At 70.3% G+C, this 13927-nt stretch carries 10 protein-coding genes; 4 read left to right on the forward strand and 6 right to left on the reverse strand.

What is annotated here, in order from left to right; all coding sequences use genetic code 11:
• Window positions 1–46: 46 nt before the first annotated feature.
• The 3 genes from ACWC91_RS28105 to ACWC91_RS28115 all read right to left on the reverse strand — a co-directional run bounded on the left by ACWC91_RS28105 (window position 47) and on the right by ACWC91_RS28115 (window position 4401).
• Window positions 47–1462 (reverse strand): M24 family metallopeptidase, encoded by a 1416-nt coding sequence (locus ACWC91_RS28105; RefSeq protein ID WP_450642973.1) that lies wholly within the window; start codon window positions 1460–1462, stop codon window positions 47–49.
• A gap of 56 nt (window positions 1463–1518) precedes the next feature.
• Entirely contained in the window at window positions 1519–2934 is a 1416-nt protein-coding gene (locus ACWC91_RS28110; RefSeq protein ID WP_225078798.1) for an MFS transporter, read from the reverse strand.
• 255 nt (window positions 2935–3189) lie between these two features.
• Window positions 3190–4401: an NAD(P)-dependent malic enzyme gene (locus ACWC91_RS28115; RefSeq protein ID WP_450642970.1), complete on the reverse strand. Its 1212-nt coding sequence runs from the start codon at window positions 4399–4401 to the stop codon at window positions 3190–3192.
• Window positions 4402–5197: 796 nt separating this feature from the next.
• On the opposite strand from ACWC91_RS28115, the gene ACWC91_RS28120 reads away from it, so the two are divergent.
• Entirely contained in the window at window positions 5198–6667 is a 1470-nt protein-coding gene (locus tag ACWC91_RS28120) for an MFS transporter (RefSeq protein WP_450642968.1), read from the forward strand.
• A gap of 127 nt (window positions 6668–6794) precedes the next feature.
• Here the strand turns inward: ACWC91_RS28120 and ACWC91_RS28125 are convergent, their stop codons facing one another.
• The 3 genes from ACWC91_RS28125 to ACWC91_RS28135 form a co-directional block, all read right to left on the reverse strand.
• Window positions 6795–8012, reverse strand: coding sequence for an MFS transporter (locus tag ACWC91_RS28125; RefSeq protein ID WP_376503101.1), 1218 nt, complete (start codon window positions 8010–8012; stop codon window positions 6795–6797).
• A 49-nt stretch (window positions 8013–8061) separates the two neighbouring features.
• Window positions 8062–8841 carry an ankyrin repeat domain-containing protein gene (locus ACWC91_RS28130; protein ID WP_450642966.1) on the reverse strand — a complete coding sequence of 260 codons (780 nt, stop codon included), beginning with the start codon at window positions 8839–8841 and terminating at the stop codon, window positions 8062–8064.
• 96 nt (window positions 8842–8937) lie between these two features.
• The gene (locus ACWC91_RS28135; RefSeq protein WP_281155444.1) at window positions 8938–9867 is read right to left on the reverse strand and encodes a carbamate kinase; all 930 of its coding nucleotides are present in this window, start codon (window positions 9865–9867) and stop codon (window positions 8938–8940) included.
• Between the two features lie 127 nt (window positions 9868–9994).
• Between ACWC91_RS28135 and ACWC91_RS28140 the strand changes: the two genes are divergently transcribed.
• The 3 genes from ACWC91_RS28140 to ACWC91_RS28150 are packed head-to-tail and all read left to right on the forward strand — an operon-like array spanning window position 9995 to window position 13892.
• Window positions 9995–10927 (forward strand): DUF2877 domain-containing protein, encoded by a 933-nt coding sequence (locus ACWC91_RS28140; RefSeq protein WP_450642964.1) that lies wholly within the window; start codon window positions 9995–9997, stop codon window positions 10925–10927.
• Window positions 10924–12468 (forward strand): acyl-CoA synthetase FdrA, encoded by a 1545-nt coding sequence (fdrA, locus tag ACWC91_RS28145; RefSeq protein ID WP_281155442.1) that lies wholly within the window; start codon window positions 10924–10926, stop codon window positions 12466–12468. Before ACWC91_RS28140 ends, fdrA begins: the two co-directional genes overlap by 4 nt.
• Window positions 12465–13892 (forward strand): oxamate carbamoyltransferase subunit AllG family protein, encoded by a 1428-nt coding sequence (locus ACWC91_RS28150; RefSeq protein WP_450642962.1) that lies wholly within the window; start codon window positions 12465–12467, stop codon window positions 13890–13892. Before fdrA ends, ACWC91_RS28150 begins: the two co-directional genes overlap by 4 nt.
• The last annotated feature ends 35 nt before the right edge of the window (window positions 13893–13927 follow it).

The raw sequence follows: 13927 nt of genomic DNA on the forward strand, positions 1-13927 counted from the left end.
ATGCGCTCCGTGTTCGTTGTCGGTGTGCGGGGCGTGCCGGGCCGGACTACGCGGTGACCCGGTACGGTTCGACACTGGTGCGGCAGGTGAGGTTCTCGAAGCCGTCGTTCGTGACGACGTAGAGGTCACCGAGGTTGGAGCCGGCGACGAGCGGGTCGACCCACTGCGCGTGGAGGACGAAGACCATCCCCGGTTCCATCCGGTCGGTGTTGTGGGACGCCACGTTGTACTGCGGCAGCTTCGGCATCCCGATGGCGTGACCGAGGTTCGGGTTGTGCGGCCCCGGAGCCGCCGGATAGACGTGCATCAGCCTGCGGCCCTGGGCCTCCCAGTCCGCGTCCGGCACGTATTCGCGCCGCACGCGCCGGGGGGAACCGTCCGGCATGGCCTCCCAGTTGAACGGCATCGTCCTGGTCTCCTTGGAGGTCAGGTAGCCGCGCTCCACGTAGGCGTCGAACGCCGCGTCGTGGAGGTCGCTGAACTTGGTGCCCGGCTTGATGAGTTGCTCGGCACGGCGAACGGCGTCGACCGTCATCTCGAGCACTTCCTCCTGCTTCGCCGTGGCGGAGCCGATCACCATCATCCGGGCGGCCTGGGCGCAGTAGCCGAGATAGGTGACGTTGGAGATGTAGAGGTTGAGCAGGTCTCCGTTCTGCACGACGTGGCCGTAGGGCTTTCCGCAGTGCGTCCCGTACCGGTTGACGCCGATCTGGTAGCCGTCGCCGGTCTCCCCGCCTCTGGCCATCTGCGCGTAGGAGAAGGCCGCGTAGACCTCGTAGTCGGTGACGCCCGGGCGGGTGACGTGGCAGGCGGCCTCGTAACCGATGTCGATCAACTGGCCGGCCGACCTGATGATCGCGATCTCGGCGGCCGAGCGGACGCGCTGCATCCTGAGCACGATGTCGGTCGCGTCCTGGAAGCCGGTCGTCGGCATGGCCTCGCCGAGCGCGGTCCAGAAGGTCCGTGCGGTGTCGTCGCCCACGGTGCCGATCCGGCCGCCCTCGGCCCCGAGACGGCGGAGGACCGCGGCGCAGGCCTCCACCGTCTTGCCGAGGGGCGAACCGGGCCGGTTGACGCTCTCGCGGCCGAACGGTGAGATCTGCCAGATCTCACCCACCAGCAGCGGTTCGCCACCCGGCGGTACGACGGCCGACTCGGTCCAGAACGACAGCAGTTCGAGCGGCTGGTCGGCGTCGGTCGGTATGACCAGCACTCCCTCGCGCATCCAGTCGCAGATGTAGCGCAGGAACGGGTTGGACGTGTGGTACCAGCCCACCAGGCTGCTGTGCACCAGAGTCGCGTCGTATCCGGCGACGGTGGCGTCCCGCCGGATCCGTTCGACGCGGTCGGCGTACTCGCCTTCGGTGATCTGCTCGGCCGGTTCGAACTCGAAGCTGGGTTCGAAATCGCGCAGGAGCGACTCCATGCGACGGTAGTCGACCGGGACGCTGTACTGTCTCATCTCTTTCCTTCCTTGTTGTGGCTCCAGCGGCGTCGAGCGCGGTGGGCTCACGTGGGTCAGACCTGGCTGCGGTTGATCTGCTCCAGCGACAGCCGGTACGTCTCCGGTGCGAACCGGGCCGAGATCGCCAGCACGACGTACATCGAGGCGAGCATCAGGAAGACGCCGGACATGCCGTAGGCGTGGAAGACCGGAACCGCGATCAGGGGCATCACCGCGCCGGAGACGTTGCCGATGCCGTTGACGATCGAGGTGCCCAGTGCGCGGACCTCGGTCGGGTAGACCTCGGGCGACCAGGCCGCGAGCGTGCTGTTGAGCAGCAGCGCGAAGAACTGGAAGGCGGCCCCGAGGATCAGGATCAGCGCGACGCCCTTCGCGAAGAGCGCGAACGCCACGGCTGCCGCGCAGCCGAGTACGGCGGCCCCGATGACCGTGGTCCGCCGGCCGAGCCGCTGCGCGAAGTAGGCCGCGGCACAGGCACCGAGCAGGCTGCCGAAGTTCATCGTCATCGTGAACGCCAGGCTGTCGCTGATGCTGTAGCCCTGGGAGACCAGGATCGTGGGCATCAGCACGAGCAGGGTGATCTGGCCGCCGAAGGACATCCAGGACGCGGCCCCGATCGCGGCGGTGCGCTTCAGCGAGGTGCTGGAGAGCAACGACTTGAGCGGCACCGACTCGCCGACGACGTCCGGGATGTCCGCCTCGGTGAGGTACGGCGTCGGAGGGCCCTGCAGCTTGCGGGTCAGCCGGCCCGAGGCCATGACGGTCAGGGCCGCGTTGGCCTCCTCCACTCGGCCCTTCGACAGCAGGAACCGCGGGGACTCGGGCATGTATCTGCGGATGAGGACGACCAGCAGCGCGGGCACGGCGAGGAGCACGTAGAGCCAGCGCCAGCTCATCGAGGTGCCGCCGAGCATGTCGTTGAGGGGGCCGAGGACGACCAGGAAGAGGCCGAAGGCGACGAAGTTGCCCACGCCGCCGGAGCCTATGTTCAGCGACGCGGCCACCGTGCCCCGGTACTTCGTGGAGACCATCTCGGCCACGAGCGCCAGGCCGACGGTGAACTCGCCACCGAGTCCGATACCCACGATGAACCGTGACACTTCGAGCAGGAACTGGTTCGGCGCCGCGGCGCTGAGGAGTCCGCCGAGGGTGTACAGCAACAGGTTGAACGAGAGCGCGTACCGCCGGCCCTTGCGGTCGGCGAGGTATCCGGTGCCGAGCCGGCCGACGAGACCGCCGATGATCATGACGGTGTTCAGGAACGCCAGATCGGACGTGTCCATCCCGAAGCTGGCCTTGAGGCCTTCGGTGATCGCTCCGGTGGTGTCCTGCTCCAGCGCGTCGAAGAACATCCCGGCGAGGACCATGATCACCACTGCCCAGTGGGCGCGGGTCCAGCCGATGCGTTCCATCACCGCGGAGAGGCCCCCCTGCGAGGGTGCCGTGGTGTCGTAGCTTTCCATGCTCATGTGAGGCTCCGTGAAGGTCGGGCCAAACCCCGGCGCGGTGTGGATCACGGCGTCGGGATGATGAGGGCTAGCAGCGTTCTGATCGACGTGTTCGCGATGAGGGGCTTCGGCGGGTGGTCCGCGGTCGGCGTGACCGCCCTGAGGTGCCGTAGCGTCCGGACGCCAGGACAGTTGTCCTGCCTGTGCGTTTGTGTGGAACCGATGTGGTGGGGCTGGTGAGGTGGAGCTGACGTGGTGGTTCGTCGGGCCGGAGGCCTACCTCCTGGCGACGCCCTCCGCGCGGGCCGCCCCGGCGACCGCCGCGGTGACCGCCGGCGCGACCCGTTCGTCGAACGGCGACGGGATCACCTTGTCCGCGCCCAGTTCGTCGGCCACGACCGCGGCCAGCGCCTCGGCCGCCGCCAGCTTCATCCCCTCGGTGATCCGCGAGGCGCGCACCTGAAGTGCGCCCGCGAAGATGCCCGGGAAGGCCAGCACGTTGTTGATCTGGTTCGGGAAGTCGCTGCGGCCGGTGGCCACCACGGCGGCGTACCGGTGCGCCACAGCCGGGTGGATCTCAGGGTCCGGGTTGGCCATGGCGAAGATCAGGCAGTCCTTCGCCATCGACGCGACCGCGGGCTCGGGCACGGTGCCGCCCGAGACACCGATGAAGACATCGGCTCCCTTGAGTGCGTTCGCCAGGCGGCCGGACAGTCCCGCCTTGTTGGTGAGACCCGCCATCTCGCGCTTGACGCCGGTCAGGTCCTCGCGGTCGTGGCCGACGATGCCCTTGCGGTCGCACAACGCGACATCGCCGATGCCTGCCTCGACCAGGATCTTGGCGACGGCGACCCCTGCCGCGCCCGCGCCGGAGATCACGGCTCGCAGCTCGCCGAGCGAACGTCCCGTCAGCTTCGCCGCGTTGCGGAGTGCGGCGAGCGTGACGACCGCCGTGCCGTGCTGGTCGTCGTGGAAGATCGGAATGTCCAGGCGCTCCTGAAGCCTGCGCTCGATCTCGAAGCAGCGGGGAGCGGAGATGTCCTCCAGGTTCACCCCGCCGAAGGACGGCGCGAGCCGGGCGACGGTCTCGACGATCTCGCCGACCTCCCGGCAGTCCAGCGCGATGGGCACCGCGTTCACCCCGCCGAACTGCTTGAAGAGGATGGACTTGCCCTCCATCACCGGCAGCGAGGCCTCCGGCCCGATGTCGCCGAGCCCGAGCACCGCGCTGCCGTCCGTGACCACCGCCACCACCTGGGACTTCCAGGTGTAGTCGTGGACGAGTTCGGGCTGTTCCGCGATCGCGGAGCACACTTTGGCCACGCCCGGTGTGTAGGCCAGGGACAGATCGTCCTTGTCCCGCACCGGCACCGTCGGTTCGACGGCCATCTTGCCGCCGCGGTGCAACGCGAAGGCCGCGTCGATGAGTTGCGCTTCGCTCCCGACGACGTCGTCGTCGTTGAGAGGATTGACGGTATCCGCTGACACGCTTTCCGCTCCTTTGTCGTAGTCGTCATGGCGACGTTCCGCCGGAGGTCCCCTGACGATTCGGGTTGTGGTGCGACGTGGTCGGCGGTGACGCCTGACGTCGAGGTGACCTCGGGAGACGTGCTGCTCAGCCGCGGTGGAGGCCTGGAGAAACCCGCTGGTGACCGCCGGAGCCCGGCCGGTCACGGGTCTGGGCCTCGGTGTCGCACCCGGCTGGTCGTGGCCGGTCCTGGATCCGCGGCACGGCTCGGTCAGTGGTGGTGACGGCCGTGCGGGATCAGCGAGTTGTACTGGCCGCAGTGTGGGTGGGTGATGCCTCGCGGCGTCCGTTCGCCATGAATGCGCCGGCCGAGTCGGCGGACATGTCGCCGGTGTCCGGGTCGAGAGAATCCGATCTGTGCAAAGGAGCCGACCTCCTTCAGAGGACGCTCAGGCTTCGGAGAGGAGCCGAGGCAAGGGACAACCCGGGGGGTGTGAGGGGTCGGGCTGTGACGAGGCCCACTACCGGGCCTCTGGTGACATAATTAGCAGTCATCTGATGACTTCGAGAAGGGGTGGGATGAAGAAAATTGAGCGGGCCTCACCGATCGACGCCGCCAGCAGGTAGCTACAGGAACGGATCGCCGGTGGACGCCGACCCGTTGGCCGGCGCCCCCTCCTGGAGCGGGCCGGCCGAACGGCTCGACGACACCCACGACGGCGGCACCCCGAAGCCCGCCGCGGCCTGAACATCCCCGCCGCCGAACCCACCCCCACGCTTGGTATCCCATTCTGCTTTTTTGGTATACAGAAAAGCATGCAGCCCACACCGACCTCGATCCCCGTTCCTCAGCCACCCCTTCCCGACCCCCGGCGCTGGTGGGCGCTGTGCGTCCTCGGACTGGCGCAGTTGATGATCCTGCTGGACAGCACCATCGTGAATGTGGCGCTGCCGTCCATGCAGAGGCAGTTGGGGATGGCGGACGGGGACCGGCCGTGGGTGGTCACCTCGTACACCGTCGCGTTCGGCGGGCTGCTCCTGCTCGCCGGGCGCATCGCCGACCACGCGGGGCGCAAGCGGGTGTTCATGTCGGGGCTGCTGGGCTTCGCGCTGGCCTCGGCCGCCGGAGGCGTCGCGCCCACCGCTCAGGTCCTGTTCGCCGCCCGGGCCGTGCAAGGCGCCTTCGCGGCCCTGCTCGCCGCCTCGGCGCTCGCCCTGGTCGCCACCACCTTCACCGACCCCCGTGAGCGTCGCAAGGCCATCGCCGTCTTCGGCGCTCTCGGCGGCGCCGGAGGCTCCCTCGGAGTGGTGCTCGGCGGGCTGCTCACCCAGTGGGCGGGCTGGCGCTGGTGCCTGCTGGTCAATGTGCCCATCGCCCTTCTGGCGCTGCTCGGCAGCATATGGACACCCCGCGACCGGGCGCGGCGTCCGTCCGGACGTGTCGATGTCGCCGGGGCTGTACTGGGCTGTGGCGGTCTGACGACCGTGGTGTACGGCTGCAGCCGGGCCGAGGCCCAGGGCTGGACCTCGCCGTCCGTGCTCGGGGCACTGGCCGGAGGAATGGCCCTGCTCATGGCGTTCGCCTGGTGGCAGACCCGTGCCGCCACCCCGCTTCTGCCGCCGCGGCTGCTGCGCGACCGCCGCCGCGTCGCCGCGCTGCTGGCCGGTGGCGCCCTGATGATGGCGCAGCTGTCCGTCTCGCTCTTCCTCACCTACTACTTGCAGACCGTGCTGGGCTGGTCCGCGGTGGCCAGCGGACTGGGCTTCCTGCCCATCAGCGTCGTCACCACCGCGACCGCCACCCAGCTCGGCACGCGCCTGCTGCCCAGGCTCGGCCCCCGATTCATGATGACGGCGGGCCTTGCCCTCGCCGCCTGCGGGCTGTTCCAGTTCACGCTGCTGACGCCGGACTCCGGTTACGCCGCGAACGTCCTCCCCGCGCTGGTCACGTTCAGCGTCGGCAACGGCGGCAGCTTCCTGGCCATCATGACCAGCGCCACCGCCGACGTGCCGGCCCAGGACTCGGGGATCGCCTCGGCCTCTGTCAACTCAGCGCAGCAGATGGGGGGTTCCATCGGATCGGCCGCCTTCAACACCGTGGCCGCCAGTGCCGCCGCGGCGTTCCACGGCGGCACACGGGCCGCTGCGGTGCACGGCTTCACCACGGCGATCCGGGTTCCCCTGGTCGTGCTGCTGCTGGCGGCCGCCGCTACGGCCACCCTGGCGGGCGCGGGGTCGTCCCGCCGTACGAGGCCGGGCGCGCCGACCGAGGTTCCCCCCGCGTAAGGCCGGGCACGCCGACCGCGGTTCCCGCCGCACGCCGACCGAGGTTCCCGCCACGCGATGCCGGGCACGCCGCCCCGGCTCTCCGTGGAGTGAGGGCGGCGGGTCGTCGAGCCGTTCGGGACGGGGCTCACCGTGCCGCGCCGCGGCTCCGCCACCGTGCGCCCGCCCAGCAGGCGCCCACAAGAGCGGTGGCGGCGGCGAGAACCGCGTACGCGACCGTGTAGGAACTCACGGTGACGACCGCTCCCGCCGCGAAGGCACCGAGCCCGGTGCCGGCGTCGAAGCCGACGTTCCAGGCGACGCTGACGGAGGAGCGGGCCCGCTCGCCGGCGGCCGCGAAGGCCTGCACCAGCGTCAGGTTCTGCAGGCCCCCGTACGCCACGCCCACGACGAGCATGCCGGCCACGACCAGAACCGGGCCGGCCGCACCGGACCGGCCTGCCGTGCCCGCGCCGATCACGGCGAGTCCGGCAGCGCCGGCGATCAGCAGCGGGGCGATCGCCGGGGCGGCGCCCCTGCGGTCCGCGACGTGTCCGAACCCCCATCGGCTCAGCGCCGCCGTAGCGGTGAACGCCAGGAGCGCGAGGTAGACGGCGACCGGGTCGGACAGCAGGCGGGGGGTGAAGGTGAGGATGGCGCCGCCGGCCGCAGTGATGGCGAGCAGCGCCGCGATCGGACCGATCAGGACGCGGCGCAGCCGGCTCGTGTCCCGTGCTTCGGCGGGTGCGGTGGATACGTCGCCGCTGTCGTGCAGGGCGCGTGCCACGCGCGGTGCCAGCGGGATGGCGAGCAGCGGCACGGCCGCGCATGTGAACACCAGCCAGAATCCGACGCGTTCGGCCAGCCAGGGCGCGACCGGGATGAGCAGGCACTGAGGGGCCGCGATGGCGAGCCCGTAGGCGCCGACCGCCCGGCCGCGGCGGGCGGGTTCGACGAGCGCGGCGACTCCGGTGGCACCGCACACGGTGAGGATGCCGAACCCGAGGCCCCGCACCGCCGCGAGGCCCATGACGGCTGCCGCCTGGCCGGTGGCCAGATGCCCCAGGGCGGGGAGTCCGAGCAGGCACGAGCCGAGGGCCAGTGACCTCTGCCAGCCCAGGCGTTGGAGGATCCGGCCGACCAGCAGCTGGGCGATCACCGTGAAGAGCATCAGTACGGTGTTGACCAGGCCCGCGCCCAGTTCGTCCGCCCCGCCTTCAAGGGCCCACAGGGGGGCGACCGGCATCAGCAACGACAGGCCGGCGAAGCCCAGCGCCGTCGAGGCCAGCAGGGGTCGCATCCCCGGCACGCGCCACACCGGTACCTCTTCCCGGCAGGCGGGACCGTCACCTTGTTGCTTCAACATTCCGTAGATGGTAGGCCGTTCGCACTGCTGTTCACGCTGCCTCCCCTTGTCAGGACGCCCGGTCGATCTCCTTCACGATCTCCTGGTAGCCGCGCCGTGCCGCGAGGTCGCGGGGCAGGACTCCCTGTTTGTCGGGGATCGACGGGTCCGCGCCCGCCGCGAGGAGCAGTCTGACCACCGTGACGTGGTCCCGGGAGCCGTTTCCGAGCACGATCGCTTCGTGCAGGGCGGTCCACGACAGGTTGTTGACGTGGTTGACGGGTACACCGGCCGCCAGCAGGATCCGGACGGTCTCGACGTGTCCGTGTTCGCCGGCGGGGATCAGAGCGGTCCCGCCGTAGCGATTGGTGCTGCGCACGTCGGCGCCGTGCTCGAGGGTGAGTTTGAGGATCTCGTCGAGTCCCTCCGCCCCGGCGTACAGGAAGGCGGAGTCCTGGATCTTGTCCTTCGCGTTGGGATCCGCGCCGGACTCCAGCAGCAGGCGGGCCAGCTTGACGTGGTTGGCCTTGGTGGCCACGACAAGCGGTGTCCGTCCCCGGTCGTCGCGCGCTTCGAGGTTCGCGCCGGCCTCGATGGCCCTGGCCGCGGAGCTCGTGTCGTTGTCCCCCGCCGCCGCGAGGAGCTGCGCGGTCGCGTCCCCACTGCTCACGGTGCTGGGTGACCGGCTCGTCGCCGGGGCCGGCACCGGAGGCGTTGGGGCACTGCTCGGCGGCACGGAGTCCGCTCTCGCCGAGCAGGCGGCAAGGGTCAGCGCCGCGGCACCCGCCGCCAGCGCGCGGGCCGTCCACCGGCGGGCCGGGGAGATCTTGTCGCGTGGAGTGTCGGCCATGGGCGGGCCCTCCGTTTCCTTTGCCGATGAGACAGCGGTCCCCGCACACGGCCCGTCGCCGTCCGGGGAACCGCCGCGGCCGCAAGAGCGGCCCCGTCACACGTAGACGATGCCGGCGTCGACGTCCGCGCGGATCTCGGTGCCGACCTTGCGGGCCAGCAGGTCGTCGAGCCGGTCCAGCGGCCCGATGAGGGCACGTCCGCCGGCCCTCGCGACGTGGATCGCGGCGTCGATCTTGGGCTGCATCGACCCCTCGGCGAAGGGGAGTTGGGAAATGGCGTCGGCGGACGCGGTCTTGATGTCCCGCTGCTGCGGGGTGCCCCAGTTCTCGCTGACGTAGTCGCCGTCCGTCAGCATGACGAGGGTGTCGGCCTCCAGTTCCGCGGCCAGCGCCGCGCTGGCGAGGTCCTTGTCGACCACGGCCTGCATGCCGATCTCGCGGCCCTTGCCGTCGATCCTCACCGGCACCCCGCCGCCGCCGACGCAGACCACGAGCCGCTGGTTCTCCAACAGCAGGCGCACGACCGGCGCCTGGACCACCCGGAGCGGGTTGGGTGAGGGCACGACGCGGCGGAAGGAACCGCCGTCGCGCGCGATCGTCCACCGGTACTCCGCGGCCGCCTCGGCAGCGTCCTGGGCCGAGTAGGTCGGGCCGATGAGCTTGGTCGGCCGCTCGAAAGCCGGGTCCCCCTCGTCGACCACCGTCGTGGTGAGCACGGCCGCCACCTCACGCTCGCCGGCGAGCGCGTTGGACAGCTCCTGCTGGATGACGTAGCCGATCATGCCCTGCGTCTCCGCCCCCAGGATGTCCAGGGGGTAGGCGGCGACGTCCTGGTAGGCCAGGTTCTGCAGCGCGAGCAGGCCGACCTGCGGCCCGTTCCCGTGTGTGATGACGACCTCGTGCTCGCGGGCGAGGCCCGCCAGGGCCTCGCAGGTCGACTTCACATTGGTGCGCAGCCGGTCGGCCGTCATCGGCTCTCCACGACGCGCCAGGGCGTTCCCACCCAGTGCCACGACGACTCGCATGCTCGTTCCCCTCTCCTTGTCTCGCTGGGCGGACAAGATGCCCAACGTTCCACAGCAAAACCAGATGGTATACCTTTTAGGCGAAAGGGATCCTCGGCTGGAAACGCCCGCACGACGGGGAGGGGTCATGACATCGCCTACTCTGCCGACCTCGACTCCGGCGCTCTCCATCGACGAAGAGCTGGCCGCGCGTCTGCGTCCCGGCCCTCTCACAGCACGCGTGGAGTCCATCTTCGGTCGCGCCGTAAACCTGCTGACCTGCGACGATGAACTCATCACGCTATGTGCGCGCGTTCTCGACGACGCGCCCTGGAGCATCCGTGTCGACCTCGCGGAGTGGTCGGCCTGGCGCCTCACCGTGGGCGACCCCGTCACGCTGACCGCCGATGCGATCATCCTCGGGGAGCCGGCGAAACACGCAGTGACGCTCGACGATCCCGACACATGGTATGCCGAATCGATCGTGCTGGGACTCGGTGCGCAGGAGCTGCTCGCCCGGGCACGGGTGCTGGCGGAGCTGCTGCACACGCACGGCGTCGCCGGGGGCATGCACACCCCGCGAGGACCGGTGAGCGTCTTCGACGCCGAGATCGGTGCCCGGCTACGCCGGGGACGCAACGCGCTGGAACGAGCCGTGCGGGCCGGGGACCTCCCGGGCATGGCGTCGGCGATCACGCAGCTGCTCGGCCTCGGGCCGGGGCTCACCCCGGCCGGTGACGACTTCCTGACCGGAATGGCTCTGCCGGCGGCCCAGCCGGGCAGCCGTCTGTCCGCGTACGTCGAGGTCGTCCGCGGTGTGCTGGACCGTCACCCGGACCGTACGACGCCGCTGAGCCGCATCACACTGCGCGAGGCCCTCCGGGGGCGTGCCCGCCAGAGCCTGCTCGACCTTCTGCACCGTCTCCTCGTCCCGGACGGACGGGACGCCGCGCAGCAAGCCGAGCACCTTCGAGTCCCGGTCCGCCGTGTGCTCGGCATCGGCCACACCTCCGGGACCGACCTCCTGTCCGGCCTGCTGACCGGACTCCGCCTGGAAGCAGAACTGAGAGGTTCCATGTGAACGTCACAGCAGTGGTCAAGAAGAACACCTATTTCGACTCGGTGTCCCTGATGTCGATCTCGACGAAGGCGAACCAGTTCGAGGGCGTCGACCAGGCCTTCGTCGCGATGGCCACCGAGATGAACAAGGGAGTGCTGAAGAACCTCGACCTCCTCACGCCGGAGGTCGAGGGGGCGGGCAACGGCGACCTCATGATCGTCGTCGTGACGGCCGACGGCGTCGACACCGGCACCGTCATCGCCGGGGTCGAGGAGCTCCTGGTGCGCAAGGCGCCGGCCGGCGGCGAGGCGAAGGTCGTCCACCGCACCATCGCCTCCGCGGCCCAGGCGGACCCGACGGCGAACCTCGCCGTCATCGCCGTCAACGGCGCGTACGCGGCCCGCGAGGCCCGCAAGGCGCTGGAGAACGACCTGCACGTCCTGATGTTCAGCGACAACGTCGCACTCGCCGACGAGATCGCGCTGAAGACGCTCGCCCATGACAAGGGCCTGCTGATGATGGGTCCGGACTGCGGAACCGCGATCATCAACAACGTCGGTCTCTGCTTCGCCAACGCGGTCCGTCCCGGGTCGATCGGCATCGTCGCGGCCTCCGGCACCGGCTCGCAGGAAGTCAGCGTGCGCGTCCACGCCCTCGGCGGCGGAATCTCGCAGCTCATCGGCACCGGCGGACGCGATCTGAGCGCCGAGGTCGGTGGCGTCATGATGATCGACGGCATCCGCGCCCTGGCCGCCGACCCGCGGACGGAGGCGATCCTGCTCGTCTCCAAGCCGCCGGCCCCGGAGGTCGAGCGGAAGGTCCTCGCCGAGATCGCCACCGCGGGCAAGCCCGTCGTCGTGTACTTCATCGGCGGATCCGAGCAGGCCGTCACCGAGGCCGGCGGGCACTTCGCCGCGAGCAGCCAGGACGCCGCCCTCCAGGCCGTACGCCTGACCAGCGACCCGGAGTCGGCCGTTCCGGGTCTCGACGCCGACCGCGTCGAGGCCGTGCGCGCCAAGCTGAACGCAGAACAGCGCCACGTACGCGGGCTGTTCTGCGGCGGCACCCTGTGCGACGAGTCGATGTACGCGCTGCTCGACGCCGGCGAGGAGGTCTGGAGCAACATCCAGAAGGACCCCGCCCACGTCCTGCACGCCGCGGACGCCAGCCGGGGCCACACCTTCCTCGACTTCGGCGACGACGAGTTCACCAACGGCCGTCCGCACCCGATGATCGACCCGTCCCCGCGGCTGGAGCGCCTGGTGCGGGAGGCGCAGGACCCGTCGGTCGGCGTCATCGTCATGGACTTCGTCCTCGGGTTCGGCGCGCACGAGGACCCGGTCGGGGTCACGCTGCCGGCGATCGCCGAGGCGAAGAGCATCGCCGCCGCGACCGGACGTCATCTGGAGATCGTCGGCTACGTGCTCGGTACCGACCTCGACAAGCCGTCGCTGGCCGAGCAGGTCGCCGCGCTCGAGTCCGCGGGGGTCACCGTCACCCGCAGCAGCACCGAAACCGGGCAGTACGCCCGCGCCATCGTCCGGGAGGGAACCCGCGCATGACCAGCCCCACCACCCAGCTCTTCGACGGCGAGCTGAACGTCGTCAACGTCGGCCTGGCGATGTTCGACGACGACATCTCCGCCCAGGGCGCGAAGGTCACCACCCTCGACTGGACACCCCCGGGCGGCGGCAACCCCGAGGTGATCGCCGCGCTCGACCTCCTGGCCCGGCCGGACATCGCCGCGCGGATCGAGGCGGCCAACGCCGAGGCGATCGAGCGGATCACCAGCGCCAAGCCCATGCTGGTGGGCTTCGGCCGGGCGATCGACGTCGTGCCCGGCATGACCCCGACCACGATCATCCATGCCGGACCGCCCATCACCTGGGAGCGGATGTCCGGCCCGATGAAGGGCGCCGTGCTCGGCGCGATCGTCTTCGAGGGCCTCGCCGCCGACCTCGCCGAGGCCGAGAAGGTCGCCGCCTCCGGTGCCATCACCTTCTCGCCGTGCCACGAGCACGACTGCGTGGGTTCCATGGCGGGGGTCACCTCGGCGTCGATGTACATGCACGTCCTGCACAACGAGACGCACGGCAACTACGCCTACACCAACCTGTCCGAGCAGATGGCGAAGATCCTTCGCATGGGCGCCAACGACCAGAGCGTCATCGACCGGCTGGTCTGGATGCGGGACGTCCTCGGCCCCATGCTGAAGGAGGCCATGGAGATCGGCGGACCGATCGACCTGCGCCTGCTGCTGGCCCAGGCGCTGCACATGGGCGACGAGGCGCACAACCGCAACATCGCGGGCACCCTGCTGCTCATGCAGGCGCTCGCCCCCTCGCTGCTGCAGACGGGTTTCACGACCGAGCAGAAGAAGGAGGTCTTCGACTTCATCGCCAGCTCGGACTACTTCTCCGGGCCGACCTGGCTGGCCGTGGCCAAGGCGGCGCTGGACGCCGCGCACGGCGTCGAGGGCTCGACGATCGTGACGACGATGGCCCGCAACGGTGTCGAGTTCGGGATCCGGGTCAGCGGGCTGCCGGGCAACCACTGGCTGACCGGACCGGCGCAGAAGGTCATCGGCCCCATGTTCGCCGGCTACAAGCCCGAGGACTCCGGGCTCGACATCGGTGACAGCGCCATCAGTGAGACGTACGGCTTCGGCGGCTTCGCCATGGCCGCGGCGCCCGCGATCGTGGCGCTCGTGGGCGGCACCGTCGAGGAGGCCGTCGCCTACACGCGGGACATGGGCGAGATCACCACCGCGCAGAACCCGAACATCACGATCCCCTCGCTCGGCTTCCAGGGCCTGCCGACCGGGATCGACGTCCGCAAGGTGCTCGACACCGGCATCCTGCCCGTCATCAACACCGCCATCGCGCACAAGGAGCCGGGCATCGGCATGATCGGCGCCGGGATCACCTACCCGCCCGCCGTGGTCTTCGAGAAGGCGGCTCTCGCCCTCGCCGAGAAGCTCGCCTGACCCCGCGGCGGACCGCCCCGGACCGCCCTGGCGGC

It is taken from the genome of Streptomyces sp. NPDC001204, assembly GCF_053598035.1.